The 16,660-nt window shown below is 41.3% G+C and carries 10 protein-coding genes; 6 read left to right on the forward strand and 4 right to left on the reverse strand.

The genetic code is table 11. The annotated features are described in order from the left end of the window. From ACH11B_RS05350 to ACH11B_RS05365, 4 genes are all read right to left on the reverse strand, one after another. The gene (locus ACH11B_RS05350) at positions 1 to 1,971 is read right to left on the reverse strand and encodes an alpha-L-arabinofuranosidase C-terminal domain-containing protein (RefSeq protein WP_377609910.1); all 1,971 of its coding nucleotides are present in this window, start codon (positions 1,969 to 1,971) and stop codon (positions 1 to 3) included. Positions 1,972 to 1,998: 27 nt separating this feature from the next. After that, positions 1,999 to 3,543, reverse strand: a complete 1,545-nt coding sequence (locus ACH11B_RS05355) for an alpha-N-arabinofuranosidase (RefSeq protein ID WP_289554237.1) — start codon at positions 3,541 to 3,543, stop codon at positions 1,999 to 2,001. 111 nt (positions 3,544 to 3,654) lie between these two features. Beyond that, a complete protein-coding gene (locus ACH11B_RS05360; protein ID WP_289554238.1) occupies positions 3,655 to 5,214 on the reverse strand; it encodes a RagB/SusD family nutrient uptake outer membrane protein in 1,560 nt (519 codons plus the stop codon). Positions 5,215 to 5,232: 18 nt separating this feature from the next. Beyond that, positions 5,233 to 8,298, reverse strand: coding sequence for a SusC/RagA family TonB-linked outer membrane protein (locus tag ACH11B_RS05365; RefSeq protein WP_377609912.1), 3,066 nt, complete (start codon positions 8,296 to 8,298; stop codon positions 5,233 to 5,235). A gap of 295 nt (positions 8,299 to 8,593) precedes the next feature. Between ACH11B_RS05365 and ACH11B_RS05370 the strand changes: the two genes are divergently transcribed. The 6 genes from ACH11B_RS05370 to ACH11B_RS05395 all read left to right on the forward strand — a co-directional run bounded on the left by ACH11B_RS05370 (position 8,594) and on the right by ACH11B_RS05395 (position 16,544). Beyond that, entirely contained in the window at positions 8,594 to 9,286 is a 693-nt protein-coding gene (locus ACH11B_RS05370; protein WP_013664326.1) for an NrtR DNA-binding winged helix domain-containing protein, read from the forward strand. Between the two features lie 170 nt (positions 9,287 to 9,456). Beyond that, positions 9,457 to 11,148, forward strand: coding sequence for a ribulokinase (locus ACH11B_RS05375; protein WP_377609914.1), 1,692 nt, complete (start codon positions 9,457 to 9,459; stop codon positions 11,146 to 11,148). A 5-nt stretch (positions 11,149 to 11,153) separates the two neighbouring features. Continuing rightward, positions 11,154 to 11,861, forward strand: a complete 708-nt coding sequence (locus tag ACH11B_RS05380) for an L-ribulose-5-phosphate 4-epimerase (RefSeq protein WP_377609916.1) — start codon at positions 11,154 to 11,156, stop codon at positions 11,859 to 11,861. A gap of 176 nt (positions 11,862 to 12,037) precedes the next feature. After that, entirely contained in the window at positions 12,038 to 13,537 is a 1,500-nt protein-coding gene (araA, locus tag ACH11B_RS05385; protein ID WP_289554241.1) for an L-arabinose isomerase, read from the forward strand. 66 nt (positions 13,538 to 13,603) lie between these two features. After that, positions 13,604 to 15,301, forward strand: coding sequence for a sodium:solute symporter family transporter (locus ACH11B_RS05390; RefSeq protein WP_289554242.1), 1,698 nt, complete (start codon positions 13,604 to 13,606; stop codon positions 15,299 to 15,301). A gap of 547 nt (positions 15,302 to 15,848) precedes the next feature. Further along, a complete protein-coding gene (locus ACH11B_RS05395) occupies positions 15,849 to 16,544 on the forward strand; it encodes an N-acetyltransferase (protein ID WP_013664331.1) in 696 nt (231 codons plus the stop codon). Positions 16,545 to 16,660 lie beyond the last annotated feature (116 nt).

The following is a 16,660-nucleotide window of genomic DNA, read 5'->3' on the forward strand; positions in this document are numbered from 1 at the left end:
CTATTTAATCTTGATTTTGAAGATATGAAAAGAATAGGGTGATAAGTCGGAGATTATCGTTTTCCCTTTAAGCGTCACCTTGTCAATTTTCGGGCTGACTTTATTGGGATGCTGAATGGAATTCTCTTCCGCTAATCCAGCGGTCAACACAATATGTTCTACTTCTTTTGCTAAATTTTCTTTTGTTTGTATATTAAAACTACCATTGATAGGATAATCGTTATGATTTACCACCTTAATGATCGCTTCGTTGGTTTTACTGTCTAGTACCGCGGACGCATATAGACCATCCTGACCACTAGGAATCACGTTATCCATACGAACGGAGATTACATGAGTTCCTTTGTTTATAGCGTATAGCTTCTGCACTTGATAGTTCGGTGTACCGTATGCTTGCAAATTATCCACCCAAATAAGGTCAGGTGTCCATTGCCATCCGTCAACATGAGCGAATAAGGGTGCATAAGAAGCCATACCGACAACGTCTGCATTTCGTTCTACCCCGGTTAGGAATGCTGCTTCGGCAATGGCCGCTTTCCAGTTATTTCGGTTACCGGTACCTGCGGTCCGATCAGTATGGGCAGCATATTCACCCGCAAAAATTTTTGGTCCTTGGCGATCATAAGCGTCATAGCGATTAGCATGGGTCAAAAACCAATCGGGACTGCGATAATAATGTTCATCAATAAAATCGACCTTTAGTCGTCTTAACTCCTTATTAAGAAATTCAAAACGTTCGCCTTCGGGATCGGTACCTGAACTAGCTACAATCTTAATATTCGGATATCGTTCGTTAAGGGCTTTTTTGAAGACTTCAAGTCGTTCTATATATTGCGGACCCCAGTTTTCATTCCCTACTCCTAACATTTTTAAATTGAAGGGCAGCGGATGTCCCATTTCGGCACGCAGTTTTCCCCATTTTGTGCCGGTATCCCCATTAGCAAATTCTATTAGATCCAATGCATCCTGTACATATTCATCCAGTTCATCTATTGGAACCAGCTCGGCCGTATTGAACTGGCAAGCCATACCGCAGTTCAAGATGGGCAATGGCTCGGCCCCGATATCCTCCGCCAACTGAAAATATTCAAAGAACCCTAATCCAAAGCTTTGATAATAATCAGGTGTTAAGCGATGCTTAAACTCGGTATTCCATCGATTGATGATGAGCTTACGATCCTCAATCGGCCCAACGGTCTTTTTCCATTGAAAACGATTAGCTAAGTCTCTGCCTTCAACGATACACCCACCGGGAAATCGTATAAAACCCGGTTTCATGTCCGCCAATAATTGAACCATATCTTTCCGTAAGCCCCCGGGTCTGTTTTTCCAAGTATCTTCCGGGAAAAGCGAAATCATATCTACATCTAGCGTACCCTTCCCTTCGAACCAGAGAACAAGTTTCGCTTTTGATTCCGTTTTAGCGGCTCGGAAGCTTATCTGCTGCTTTTGCCAATCCGTCCCGGTTTTTTCCGGACGAATCGTACTCTCCCCTATTACAGAACCCAAGGTATCCACCAGCTGTAAACGTAAAGTAATGCCAGGTACAGCTTGTTTATACAAGACACTAAAGTCATATCGAAGTCCCTGCTTAATCCCCATGCCACGGAAACCTTCGTTTTGTAATCCAACTTTTTCTGATGATAAGCTTGTGTTAACCCGTAAAAAACGTGGATTATTGGGTTTGTCTTTTCGATTCAATACCAAAAAAGTTCCCTCTCCGATCTTCTCACCCAATTTCTTCCAGCCCATAAAAGGATCTGCGAATTCAAAGGACCTATTCTTTATAAGTTCAGCATAGATTCCGCCGTCCGCTCCTAAATTAATATCCTCAAAAAACACCCCCCACATATTGGGGGATATGTTTCCTGTAGGATGTGAAATATCGATAGTAAACGATTTCTTTTCTTGCGCACTTAAGCCGAGTGCGCAACTCAAAATAAATACTCCCAGTAACTTCCGTCGAATCATTATGTTATATATCTTTCGTTTGTACCTTTAATTTAACGCTAAGACGGCCACAGAGAATGGCGGTAGCGTGACCGAAATTTGGTTATTTTTCATTTTGGCTCCTTTAAATATTTCTGGTTTTATGTAGCCTGGATTCTCAAAAGAATTAAAATCTCTAAGTTTTTTTGAAGTAAGTAATCGTCCGTTTAGATTTTTGTATTTTCTATCACTTAAGTCGATCGTAATTTCTTGCTGGTTTTTAGGGTCGATGTTTACCAACGATATATGTGTATTGCCGTCCTCTGCGATGGATGCCGAAGCGGAAACCGCTGGAATTGATTCGCCGTTAAATGAAAGCTTTTGACTATTTACTTCAATAGGAACCAATCTAGCATCCTGATGCACTTTGTACATTTCCAAAACATGATAGGTCGGAGTCACCAGCATCTTATCACCTTCGGTTAATATAACCGCTTGTAGCACATTCACAGTTTGCGCCAGATTAGCCATTCGCACCCGTTCTGCATGATTGTTGAATATATTGAGCGTCATACCGGCTATCATCGCATCCCTCATGGTATTTTGTTGATATAAAAAGCCGGGATTAGTGCCGGGCTCTACCTCGTACCAGCCACCCCACTCATCAACAACAAGCGCGATTTCTTTTTTAGGATCATATTTATCCATGATAGCACTATGCTTCTCAACCAGCTCATTCATGAACCAGGCAGATTTCATCGTTTTGAAATACTGTTCATCAGTATACATGGTTGCTGAACCTTTCTTTTGCCAGTCAATTACCGCATAATGATGTAATGCTAAGCCCTTGACCAAAGATTTGGGAATCTTTTTCATAAGCGTTTCGGTCCATTCATAATTATCGCTGTTGGCTCCGGATGCAATACGAAACAGCCCGCCGCTATTGGTCCAATCTGACATAAAGGTGGCGTATTTACGGTATACATCCGCATAATACTCCGGCGTCATATTGCCCCCGCATCCCCACGCTTCGTTACCAACTCCCCAGAACTTAACCTTCCAGGGTTTGTCTCTCCCGTTTTCCCTCCGAAGATCGGACATGGGGCTTTTTCCATCAAAATTGACGTATTGTACCCAATCGGCCAGTTCTTGCACTTCCCCACTACCTACATTACCAGCTAGGTACGGTTCGGTGCCAAGAAGTTCACACATATTTAAAAAATCATGCGTTCCAAAGCTGTTATTCTCAGTAACTCCTCCCCACCAAGTATTTACGATGCTTGGTCGCTTTCCTTTTGGCCCGATACCATCTTTCCAATGATAGGTATCTGCAAAACAACCACCCGGCCAACGAAGGTTTGGTATGTTTAATTTTTTTAATGCCTCTATCACATCATTGCGAACACCGTTGGTATGTGGAACGGTTTTATTGTCCTCGCCTACATAAATGCCATCGTAGATGCAACGGCCCAAATGTTCGGCAAAATGCCCATAGATATGTTTATTAATGGTAATGGTGTCTTTCCCCGGCAATAATTTCACCAGGTTTTGTGCCCATAATGTCGTACTGGAAATCAGCAAGGACAGTAAGGCAATAAGTGGTTTTTTATTCATGGTATCAATTTTGGTATCTAACAAATAATTGGCTATACGCTCGTCTAAGATAGGAAAATATTAATAAATGTAAAATAAACATTTAAAAACTATCCTATTCAGCTATTCCTTTTAATTTGCCGAATTAGGCAACAAGTTTCTATTAAGATCTAACTCTCGCTGTGGAATGGGAAGGTATTCCTTTCCTGCTCGCCAGGTGTCAAAATCGTTATCATTTTCTTTCAGTTTGGCAAGTTTATCCGGATCATATAACCAGCCCCATCGGATAATGTCATTAATCCGAATTCCCTCAATAGCTAGCTCTAGAAATCGTTCATGTGCGATTTGATCGCGCATTTGCTCTTGTGTCATATTCGACTTTACACTCGCCAGATCAGGAAGTTTCGCGCGATCTCTTACTTGTTGTATATAGGGATAGGCTTGGTCTGTCTGGCCAAGTTCGTTCAGCGCTTCCGCATACATGAGTAATACGTCAGCATACCGAAGAATACGGTAATTAATGCCTGAGTTTTCCACGCCGTTATTTTCATTTGTATAGCCTGGAATACCATCATGGGTATATTTACGCGGATAGATATTGCTCTTCGGATTTTTCCAAACATCCCCATAGGCCAATTCGGACACACCTGGCTCAAAGGAAGCAATGGTAGATAGCAGTCTGGGATCGAGCTCACCATCTATTGTCCGCTCTTCCTTAAATTCATTATAAAGTCCTCTTGTAGGCAAAAAGTCAGAATAACCAAAACCGTCCATGGCATAGGTATGCCCAACAGAAGAGACTTGCTTCCAGTTGGCATTCGGCTCTCCTCCGTAATTGAAGACAGTTCCTCCAACCGTTTCCGGGTCGGCAAATTGGACTTCAAATAAAGACTCGGCATTATTTTCGTTAGTTGGCTTGAAGTTATCTCGATAATCAGTCATTAAACGATAGGTATTCAGCGTTGGCCCTTCTATTAGCAATCGGAATTGCTCAGCCGCTGCTGCCCAATTTTTCCGATAGAGAAACACTTTCCCGAGCATTCCCACTGCAGCGCCCTTCGTAACTCTCCCGGTTTGATTGGCATCAGGCCCGGATACCGTACTATAAGAAATCGGTAACAACTCTACTGCAGCACGAAGGTCGTCGATAATCTGTTGCCATAAAACCTCTTCAGAGGCTGTTGCCGGGTAATAATCCTGCCTATCGACAGGAGGTGTAAGAATAACGGGAACAGTCTTATAAGTATTTGCTAGGGTAAAATAGGCTAAACCCCTTAAAAAATGAGCTTGTCCAAATAGACGATCCTTCAATGCTTGATCCATCTCAATCTTGGGAACAAACGTAAGCACTTGATTTGCCCTGTATATCAATTGATACCATTGCGACCAAACCCACTCTACCGGTCCGGAGGTTGACATAACCGTAAACTTTCCCGTTTGCACCAAATCGCCCCAGGGGCTGTCTCCTACAAAATCATCTCCTCTTGCATCGGTAAGAGCAGGCATCATCCGCATATAGGTACCGTCTTGAATCAGACTATTGTAAATGGCGATAACACCCGCCGATGCTTGCTCTGCTGTTTGCCAATAAGTCTCTACTTGTTCTTGTTTTTGACTATTAAGATCTAGTTTTTTATCGCATCCAACCATCAACATGGAGAATAAAAACAGTGCGATTATATATCTTTTCATAATTATTTTGATTATATATTAAAACCCAACTTGTACTCCCAACATCAAGGTTCTTGGCTTCGGAAAGGAACCAAAATCAAACCCGGGCTCAAAGACCCCGGCAGTGAAATCAGGATTGTATCCTTTGTAAGATTGGAAAGTATATAAGTTTTGAGCCGTTGCATAGACCCGCAAGCGTTGAACGCCCTTGATCAATTTATCAGGTAAAGTATAGCCCAGTGATACCGTGTTGATCCGTAAATACGTTCCATCTTGCAGCCAGCCCTTTCTATCCGAGTCACGTCCGTTTCCATTGGGATCATTGGCTACCAAACGAGGGATTTCGGTGTTCGTGTTTGTCGGTGTCCAACGCTCCAAAATATCCTCATGTCTATTAATATAATCTGTCGTTAACATAAGGTCTCGGTACATTCTGCTATTGATTTTAAAGCCCGAACTACCGGATGCAAATAAGGTAAAATCTATTTTTTTGTAAGAGGCAGTGAAGTTCAATCCATAATTTAATCCCGGGATAGCACTTCCGAGATAGGCTCGGTCATCCGCATTAATCACATGGTCTCCATTTAAATCCTTAAACTTAAGGTCTCCGGGTGCTGTTCCTGCACTTTGAAAAGCATGCGCATTTACTTCTTCGACCGATTGAAAGATACCTTCCGTCACATAGCCAAAATGCTGTCCCACTTCGCCTCCAATTTCCGTTTTGGAACCAGCACCATAAATAGGTTCATTGTTATCACCCAAAGCCAATACTTTATTCTTAATTGTACTTACATTTGCGGCAATACTAAAATTAAAATCTCCTTGGGTTTTATTATAGGCTGCCATAAACTCAAACCCTGAATTCTGCAAACTTCCCGTATTAACTGTCGGTGCCTTATTAACCGATCCCGTTGAACCGGGAATAGGAACACCAACCAATATATCAGTGGTTTTATTGCGATAATATTCTACGGTAAAATCAATTAGTCCATTCAGCAAAATACCATCCAAACCGATGTTGGAGGTAACTTTAGATTCCCATTTGATATCAGGCGACACTAAACTTGTTTGAAGTCCGCCGAACACTTTTTGGCCATTAAAGTTGTAGACAATATTCGGATTGATATAGCTCATATATAAGTAATCCCCAATATTTTGATTTCCCAGCTTGCCATAACTCGCTCGCAGCTTTAAGTCACTTACAATATCCTTCGATACCTTAAAAAATGGTTCATTGGTCAACTTCCATCCCAAAGCAATCGAGGGGAAATAACCGAACCTATTCCTAGGACTAAATCGGGAAGATCCATCTCGACGGATATTGGCAGTCAGGAGGTACTTATCATCGTAATTATATGTAATACGGCCTAAATAAGATGAAAGCGCATTTTCGTCAATGGTGCCGGAGGCCGTTTTATTGCTTCCATTGTCTAAAATTGGGAAATATGGCTCTGTAAAGGCTTCTGAATGTCCACTACGAACTAATGCAGATCCATACTGGTAGGTTTGCCCGATCAGTGCCGTGAGCGCATGTTTTCCAAACTTTTTTTCATAATTCAAGGTGTTCTCTACCAAGCCCGTTGTATAGGTGCGTTGCCCGTCGTCTAATCTGGAAATATTTGAATGGAAAAAATATCCCAAATCGAAGGCAGGTTGAAAAGCGTAATCCCGCGCCTGTGTTTTGTCGTATCCTAAATTTAATTTATATCGTAAGCTATGCCCGTTCTTGTTTATTAAATCGATCTCTCCATAAGCAGTTGCAAACATGCGATCGACGTCTGTATAATTCTCAAACAAACTATTGATGGCAATTGCATTAAGCGATATAACATCATGGATATTCGACTCCGTACCGCCAAAACCTCCCTTATTATTAGGATCATAAATCATTTGTGTTGGAATAGCTTCCACCAAATCGATCACCAATGGCGGGCGACTGCCAGTCAATATGGTATTATTGTAGGTAAGTGTATTTTCGTGCGAGTGTGTATAGGTAAAAGTTTGGCCAACTTTGAAAATACCTTTTCTGGCAGTTGTATTGATGCGTGCAGTATACCGATCATAACTAGGTCCATTGCCAACAAAAGTACCGTCATTACCAAGGTAGTCGAAAGAAAGGTTATAGGTCGTATTTTCCCCACCACCCATAAAATTGAGATTATGGTTTTGCCTTGATCCGTTTTTTAATCCTTCCTTTTGCCAATCCGTATCCACGTTATCAATAAATAGTGGTGAAGATGGATCATTTCCCGGAATGAGCGGTAACCCGGCATTGGTTCTTACTTCATTGGCAATCAACTGATAATCGGTGCGCTTTAAAACCGGTATACGTTGCCAAACTTTATCCACCCCATAGGATCCATTATACTCAATATTTAACGGCGTATTTTTCTTACCCTGTTTTGTTGTAATTATCACCACTCCGTTGGCTGCCATAGAACCGTATATAGCACCTGCTGAAGCGTCCTTTAAGACCTGCATCGATTCGATATCATTAGGGCTGAAATCACGTATGGACGTGCCCACAGGAACACCGTCTACCACATATAGCGGCTGTGCATTACCAAAAGTGCTTACGCCTCGAATTCTTACATTTGGGCTGGCACCGGGCTGTCCATCGCTATTTACGGTAATACCCGGACTCCGTCCCTGTAATAGCTGGGAAATATCATTTGTTAAGTATTTCTTGGATTCGGCAACATCCACAATAGCAACAGAGCCGGTAATGTCTGCTTTTCGCTGCGTTCCGTATCCCACCACCACCACTTCTTCCAATCCCAGTAAATCCTCTTCCAAGGTTACGTCGTAGATGAATTGTCCGGAAACTAAAGGGACTTCTTTTTTTATATACCCAACATTGGTAAATACCAGCTTGCCAATTAAGGCCGGTACTTGAACTTGATAAAAACCATTGAGATCACTTGTAGTTCCGATTTTCGAGCCTGGTAGACTTACGCTGATACCGGGTATAGGCTCTCCTTTTTTATCAGTTACCTTCCCTTTAATTTGCGTGCTCTGTTGGCTCCACCCCAAATGGCTTAGCAGAAGCGCCATGTATACTATCAAAGCGCTACGCCAATTGAATTTTAAATTGATTCGTTGCATGTGTTTATATATTGGTTATTCGTTTTAAGCGTAATCGGTCGGAACGAATATAGAAGCTTTTTATTAAATGTCAATGGAACATTTAATAAAAAGTGTCAAAAAAACACTTCTTTGAATACTTAATCGTTTAAACAAATGATTATCTTTGTAACATTGTCTGCTTTACCAATTTGATAAAGCAACTGGAATTTGACTATCTTTATCGCATGTAATGCGAACGTGGAACTAATTTTTACAGAATGCCGATAATTATCTTAAATGAATATTATCTTACCGATCTAATTACCTTTAAATTATGACGAAATACTCAAAACAAACACGCCTACTTGTTGCCGTAGACTGTATCATCTTTGGATTTGATGGGGAAAGTCTTAAATTGCTGCTTATACAAAGAGGCTTTGAGCCTGAAAAAAATAAATGGAGCTTAATGGGCGGATTCGTGGAGCCGAATGAAACACCTGAGGAAGCCGCTGCACGCGTCTTGAAGCAATTGACGGGTTTAGAAAATGTATATATGGAGCAAATGGAGGTCTTTGGCGAACCCAATCGAGATCCCATTGAGAGAACAATCAGCATTGCTTATTATGCACTTATTGACATTCGTAAATACAAAGATCAGTTAAGCAAGGAGTATCGTGCCGAGTGGATGCCACTAAAAGAAATACCGAAACTTATCTTTGATCATAATAGCATGGTAGAACATGCGAAGAAAAAATTACGCTATAAAGCCGCCCTGCATCCAATACTCTTCGAGTTACTGCCCGAAAAATTTACTATCCCCCAAATACTGACTCTTTATGAGGGTGTTTATGATATTGTATTGGATAAAAGAAACTTTAATAGAAAACTTTTGTCAACAGGTTTATTAGTTCGTCAAAAAGATAAGGATAAAGAGAATTCGAAAAAGGGTGCATTTTATTACAAGCTCAATAAGGAAACCTATAAAGATAAAATAAGTTCATTCTTAAACTTTATACCTAACCCTTAATTTTTTTCATGCACATTTTTTCGATAATATTTTTTTATCTAAAAAAATAAATGTTATTTTGACACGAAATAGCAGAAGAGATTGACAGACTGACCAATTAGTATCGTAAACTCACAGCACTGTAATTCTCTGGGTATAAAAATTAAAGAACGAAATACACTTTAGTATATATGGACAATGCATATGTTATCGGAGTAGACTACGGCACGGATTCGGTACGATCTGTGCTCGTGAATGCCCGTAATGGACAAGAGATCGCTTCCTCGATCTATCATTACCCCCGGTGGAAAAAAGGTTTATATTGTAATCCTTCCATCAACCAATTTAGGCAACATCCCTTAGATTATATTGAAGGTCTGGAATATACGATTAAAGACTGCTTAAAGCAGAGTGGTGAACAGATATCAGCCAATGTAAAGGCTATCGCAGTTGATACAACCGGATCAACACCAGTTGCCGTTGATAAAACAGGTACACCGTTAGCACTGCTTCCTGCTTTCGAGGAAAATCCAAACGCAATGTTTGTACTCTGGAAAGATCATACATCCGTAAAGGAAGCAGACGAGATCAATCAAACCGCCAAAAAATTTGATATAAACTACCTGCAATACGTGGGAGGCATCTATTCCTCTGAATGGTTTTGGGCGAAGTTGCTCCATATTTTACGTAAAGACAAAGCGATCGCCAACAACATTTTCACTTGGGTTGAACATTGCGATTGGATTCCGTTTTTACTAACCGGTGGCAAAGATGCGCTACATATAAAAAGAGGTGTATGCTCAGCCGGTCATAAATCCCTTTGGAACGAGTCATTTGACGGTTATCCGCCAAACGAATTCTTTATTGCTGTTGATCCTTTGCTAAATGGCTTTACCGACAATATTTCAGCAGATACCTATACGGCCGATAAAAAGGCGGGCCATTTATGTGAAGAGTGGGCGCAAAAACTCGGACTCAGCACATCGGTAGTGATCGGAATTGGCGCCTTCGACGCCCACATGGGAGCTGTGGGTGGACAAATTGAGCCATACTATTTAAGCAAGGTAATGGGCACGTCTACCTGCGATATGCTAGTGGCTCCGAACCATGAAGTAGACGGCATCTTAGTAAGCGGTATTTGTGGCCAGGTAAATGGTTCTGTCATTCCCGGGATGCTCGGAATGGAGGCCGGTCAGTCTGCGTTTGGTGATGCCTATGCCTGGTTCAAAAATCTTTTGATGTGGCCACTAAAAAATCTTTTGTCAACAAATGATAATCCGGCATTGGACGATTTGGCGAACCAACTAGAACAGCAGATTATACCGCAACTGAGTAAACTCGCCCAGAAGATCGAACCTAATATTCAGCAAGAATTTGCAATCGACTGGCTAAACGGAAGACGGACACCTGATGCTAACCAGGCGCTTAAAGGAGCTTTTTTCGACCTAAACCTGGGAACAGACGCGGTGCAGCTCTTTAGAGCATTAGTAGAAGCAACTTGTTTTGGCGCTAAGAAAATTGTTGATCGCTTCAATGAACAAGGTGTACCGGTTAAAGGCTTAATTGGCATGGGAGGTGTCGCCAGAAAAGCACCATTTATCATGCAAATGATGGCTGATGTAATGGATATGCCCATAAAAATCCATCGATCGGAACAAACTTGTGCGATTGGAGCCGCTATGTTTGCAGCCACTGCGGCAGGCATTTACACCAAAGTAGAAGAGGCTATGTCTGCCATGGGCCAAGGCTTTGACGCTGAATATCACCCGAATCCGCAAAGAGTTGCGATTTATAAACTACGCTACGAAAAGTATACACAAATGGGTATGCTCATTGAAGAGAAGTTAACCTCAAAAGACAATATATTAACTCATATCGCTTAAAATTCATGGCTAATTTTAATTATCAAGATATAAGAGAGGCTGCATATGAAAGCAATATGCAGCTTCCTAAACTAGGTCTGGTGCTTTTTACATTTGGCAATGTCAGCGTTGTCGATCGAGCTAAAGGAGTTTTTGCCATTAAACCAAGTGGTGTGCCTTACGAAAAATTAAGTCCCGAAAACATGGTGATTGTCGATTTTGAGGGCGATACCATTGAAGGTGACATGAGACCCTCTTCTGATACGAAAACCCATGCTGTATTATACAAACACTGGGAAAATATCGGCGGTATTGTCCATACCCATTCTACTTATGCTACTGCGTGGGCGCAAAGTCAGCGGGATATTCCCATATTTGGCACGACACACGCCGACCATCTTACTACCGATATTCCGTGTGCTCCGCCCATGGCCGATCACATGATCAAAGGTAATTATGAATATGAAACAGGCTTTCAGATCCTTAACCACTTTAAGGATCACGGATTGGATTACCGGGAAGTGGAAATGATTTTGGTAGGAAACCACGCCCCCTTTACTTGGGGAAAGACCGCAGAAAAAGCAGTGTACAATAGCGCTGTCTTGGAAACGGTGGCACAAATGGCCTTATTAACGGAACAGATTAATCCCAATGCGCCACGCCTTAAAGATTCATTGATCAAAAAACATTTCGAGCGGAAGCATGGACCGGATTCTTATTATGGACAACAGTAGTTTTAAGTGATGAGTTTTACGTGGTAAGTTTAAATTTACAACAGGGAATAAGCCCCCTGTTTCCCAGCTCCTAAGCCACAGACAAAGGCTGGAAAATCAATAAACGTAAAACTGAAAACTTCTAGGAATATCTTGATACTTGATACAAAACAAATAACGAACAACGAAATATAGATATGCTAAATTTAAAAACTTTTGACGTCTGGTTTATAACAGGAAGTCAAGATTTATACGGTCCTGAAACCCTCGCGCAGGCTGCGGAGCACGCTAAAAAGATTGCTGATTATTTGACGGATCAAGCACTGATTCCGGTTAATATTGTGTACAAACCAATTGTAAAAAACTCGGAAGAAATATATAACACCATCGCAGAGGCAAACAAAGACGCCAATTGTATTGGCATTATTACCTGGATGCACACGTTCTCTCCGGCAAAAATGTGGATCAGGGGATTGAACGCTCTCAAAAAACCCCTCTTACATCTGCACACGCAGTATAATCGAGATATTCCGTGGGACAGTATTGACATGGATTTCATGAACCTCAATCAGAGTGCACATGGCGACCGGGAATTTGGGTTCATCGTTTCCAGGATGCGGATCAACAGAAAAGTAGTGACCGGCTTCTGGCAGGATGAAGATGTTGCCAAAAAGATTGGTATCTGGACTAGGGCCGCCGCCGCTTGGAACGATTGGCAAGGCGCGAAGTTTGTTCGCTTTGGCGATAACATGCGATATGTTGCTGTAACCGATGGAGATAAAGTGGAAGCAGAAATGAAATTCGGTTTCTCGGTTAATACTTATGCCATTGGTGATCTAGTAGCTGAGATAAACAAAGTAAGTGATGAAGCGGTTGCAGCACTGGTAAAAGTATATGAAGAAGAATATATACTTGCCGATAACGCGAAAGAAGGCGGAGCGCAACGACAACACGTACTAGATGCAGCAAAAATCGAAATCGGTTTAAAGAACTTCCTGGAAGCAGGCGGTTATAAAGGATTTACAGACACCTTTGAGGATTTGCACGGTTTAGTACAACTTCCAGGTATTGCCGCCCAAAGGCTTATGCAACAAGGGTATGGTTTTGCAGGAGAAGGCGATTGGAAAACACCGGCTTTGGTTCGTGCCTGCAAAGTAATGGCTTCGGGTCTACCTGGAGCGAATGCTTTTATGGAAGACTATACGTATCACTTCGATCCTGATAATGCAATGGTACTCGGGTCACATATGCTTGAAGTAGACGCTTCCTTAGCAAAAGATAAACCTCGTTTAGAAGTTCATCCTTTAGGTATTGGCGGAAAGGCAGATCCGGCCCGACTTGTTTTTAATGCAGCAGGCGGAAAGGCATTGAATGCCTCATTAGTGGATATGGGAAACAGGTTTCGCCTTATTGTGAATGTTGTAGAAGGGGTTGATGTACAAAATGAACTACCAAAGTTACCGGTTGCACGCGTTCTTTGGAAACCATTACCGGATATGAAAACCGCATGTACCGCTTGGATCTATGCCGGTGGTGCGCACCATACCGTTTATAGCCAAAATCTAACAAGTGAGTACCTGGAAGATTTTGCACGTATAGCAGGTATTGAATTTGTAAAAATTGATGAAAACACGAAGCTTGGTCAATTCGAAAATGAATTGAAATGGAGTGAGGTGTTTTATCAGATCCAAAAATAAAATAAAAGGTGGCGGAACGGCTCTTTTCGCCACCTTTTTTGCTAACCTTTTAACCTTAACTCCATTATGGGAAAATTTGCACAAATTGATTACATCATATTTCTCGTCTATTTTGTAGTAGTAGCGGGATATGGATATTGGATTTATCGCAAAAAAAACAATGCGAACGCCAGTAGTAAAGATTACTTTTTAGCTGAAGGATCGTTAACCTGGTGGGCAATTGGCGCTTCGCTTATCGCCTCCAATATATCGGCAGAGCAATTCATCGGTATGAGCGGCAATGGATTTACCGTCGGGGTTGCTGTTGCAGCCTACGAGTGGATCGCGGCCCTGGCTCTTATTATTGTAGCCGTGTGGTTCATTCCTGTTTATCTGAAAAACAAGATTTTCACCATGCCGCAATTTTTAAATAATCGGTACAATGAAACAACCAGTCTAATCATGGCTGTATTCTGGTTGTTCCTTTATGTTTTTGTAAATCTAACGTCAATCTTATTCTTAGGAGCTTTAGCTATTAATAATTTGGCCGGCGGTGGAAGCTTTCATACGATTGTGTTGGCTCTATCGGTCTTTGCCGTTGTAATTACCCTGGGCGGTATGCGCGTAATCGGTTTTACGGACGTTATTCAGGTGCTGGTACTTATTATTGGTGGCGTAGCTACAACTTATGTAGCGCTTACACTTGTCAGCGAACATTTTGGTTTAGGCAAAGATGTATTGGCCGGCTTCTCGCAACTTATGAAGGATTCGCCGGAGCATTTTAAAATGATTATCGAAAAGCCGACTGCTTCGTCATCCCAGGAGGAAATTAATAAGTACCTTATGCTCCCCGGCTTAGGCATGTACTTAGCAGGGATATGGATTGTCAATCTAAATTATTGGGGTTGCAATCAATATATTACCCAACGCGCTTTGGGTGCTGATTTAAAAACCGCACGTACGGGAATTCTTTTTGCCGGATTTTTGAAGCTTTTTATGCCGGTTATCGTTATGCTTCCCGGGATCGCCGCTTATGTTCTATACAAAAATGGCGCTTTGCAGGAAGAAATGGCACCGGGTGGACATTTCAACCCTGACAATGCCTATTCGGCTATTCTAGGTTTTCTGCCTGATGGCATGAAAGGGCTATCATTAGCTGCCTTAACCGCAGCCATTGTTGCTTCGTTAGCGGGAAAGGCCAACAGTATAGCCACTATTTTCACCATGGACATCTATAAAAAGTATATGAATAAAGATGCGTCGGAAAGAAATCTGGTCAATGTTGGAAAAATTACCGTAATCATCGCGATTGCAGCATCAATTCTCTTCACGTGGGACGATATGCTTGGAATCGGCGGAGAGGGCGGTTTTACTTTTATTCAAAAATATACCGGTTTTATCAGTCCAGGTGTATTGGCAATGTTTTTATTAGGTATGTTTTGGAAACGAACTACAGGAGCTGCAGCCATCGTAGGACTTATTATGGGTTTTGCTTTATCGGTAGTTTTTAACAATTACGCGCCGACGTGGTTTGGAAATGACACTTTGTTATATACGGCTTATCCAAACGGGCGCGGTGGTTATGAAATTCCTTTTCAGATTTGCATGGGCCTTTCGTTTCTGTTCACTGTTATTGCAATGATCGCTGTTAGTTTGGCAGGACCAAAAATTAATCCCAAAGCATTCATTTTAGACACTAAAATGTTTAAAGTAGAACCTTCCGTAATGGTTATGATTGTATTGACTTTACTATTAGTTAGTGCGCTTTACGTAAGATTCTGGTAATCTCCCGAAAATGGGATACCTCTTATATTGCCTTTCAGTTACAAGAGGTATCCCATTCTATACACCTTTTAATGGAATATAACGCCACAGCCTTCGTTTTACACCTTTAAAGAAATCCTAAAAATGGGAGTCAAGCCATAACATTATCAAAACTGCCAAGCAAAATCGATAAAATATTACTAATTTTATACAATAAATATTGCATAAACCAAATTTTATTTTTTACATTTGCAACCATTATTAAATAAGGAAAGATTCTTTATAACATGAATATTGCTAATATGCATATAAATATTGCTAAGCATTCCAATCCAGGAAGTGCGCAAGTAATCCCATGCATAAAAGCGATTGGCAACAAACTTGTTTTAAGAGTCCGACGACCCATTATGCCCCGGGCTTGATTCGAGGGCATACCCACTCCACAAAAAGTACAATAGCGAGTCCGGTTATTGTATCCATCAAAAACAATTAACAAAAAGGTAATCAAAATCAAACGGTAGAGCAAAATGTGTTTTATTGTTTTGTTCTCTTGGGTCATTCACATTCAATGAATACTTCAAATTTTGTTGTTATTCCTGCAAATGAATCGCATATCGGATATGCCGAACAGATTTGCAATGAAATGGCGGAATCTGCCAAAGCACGCGGTACGGGTATTGCACGTCGAAAACCGGAATATATTGCCAATAAGATGCTTGAGGGAAAAGCTGTAATAGCGCTCCATAAAGATGGCACTTGGGCAGGTTTTTGTTATATCGAAACTTGGAGCCATGGTGAATATGTTGCCAATTCCGGCCTCATCGTTAATCCGGTTTTCCGAAAAGAAGGGTTAGCTAAAGCTATTAAAAAGCGGATTTTTGACTTATCGCGCGAAAAATACCCGAAGGCAAAAATCTTTGGTCTGACCACTGGTTTTGCAGTAATGAAAATCAATTCGGAGCTGGGGTATGAACCCGTCCCCTATTCAGAGTTAACCCAAGACGAAGAATTTTGGAAAGGTTGTCAAAGTTGTGTAAATTACGATATCTTAATGAGTAAAGACCGTAAAAATTGTATGTGCACAGCTATGTTATGGGACCCTGTGGAGAAGGAAAAAGAGCTTCGACAAAAAATTGAGCAAAAAGCGAAAGCAAAAGAACGTTTGAAACAGATGCAAAAAAAGCACTCCTTATTAAAACGTATCGAATTAAGTTTGAGAAGAAGGAGCAAAATTATCGCTACCTTATTTTTAGCGTACGATTAGTTGATGTATTAGTTACCGCTTACAGTAATTACAATATAAGCTAGCCTGTAAAAGACAGGTATAACCGAGTGTTAGGAGCTCATTTATGCCAATAAGAGCCTTCACTCATCATATTC

The sequence above is a fragment of the Olivibacter sp. EAT-5 genome (assembly GCF_044784325.1).
GTDB classification, from domain to species: domain Bacteria; phylum Bacteroidota; class Bacteroidia; order Sphingobacteriales; family Sphingobacteriaceae; genus Olivibacter; species Olivibacter oleidegradans.

Bases quoted from the DNA above. Each gene is read 5' to 3' on its own strand.
- ACH11B_RS05380 (WP_377609916.1), top strand. From the start codon at position 11,154: ATGGCTAATTTTAATTATCAAGATATAAGAGAGGCTGCATATGAAAGC.
- ACH11B_RS05375 (WP_377609914.1), top strand. From the start codon at position 9,457: ATGGACAATGCATATGTTATCGGAGTAGACTACGGCACGGATTCGGTA.
- ACH11B_RS05395 (WP_013664331.1), top strand. From the start codon at position 15,849: ATGAATACTTCAAATTTTGTTGTTATTCCTGCAAATGAATCGCATATC.
- araA (WP_289554241.1), top strand. From the start codon at position 12,038: ATGCTAAATTTAAAAACTTTTGACGTCTGGTTTATAACAGGAAGTCAA.
- ACH11B_RS05355 (WP_289554237.1), bottom strand. From the start codon at position 3,543: ATGAATAAAAAACCACTTATTGCCTTACTGTCCTTGCTGATTTCCAGT.
- ACH11B_RS05360 (WP_289554238.1), bottom strand. From the start codon at position 5,214: ATGAAAAGATATATAATCGCACTGTTTTTATTCTCCATGTTGATGGTT.
- ACH11B_RS05370 (WP_013664326.1), top strand. From the start codon at position 8,594: ATGACGAAATACTCAAAACAAACACGCCTACTTGTTGCCGTAGACTGT.
- ACH11B_RS05390 (WP_289554242.1), top strand. From the start codon at position 13,604: ATGGGAAAATTTGCACAAATTGATTACATCATATTTCTCGTCTATTTT.
- ACH11B_RS05350 (WP_377609910.1), bottom strand. From the start codon at position 1,971: ATGATTCGACGGAAGTTACTGGGAGTATTTATTTTGAGTTGCGCACTC.
- ACH11B_RS05365 (WP_377609912.1), bottom strand. From the start codon at position 8,298: ATGCAACGAATCAATTTAAAATTCAATTGGCGTAGCGCTTTGATAGTA.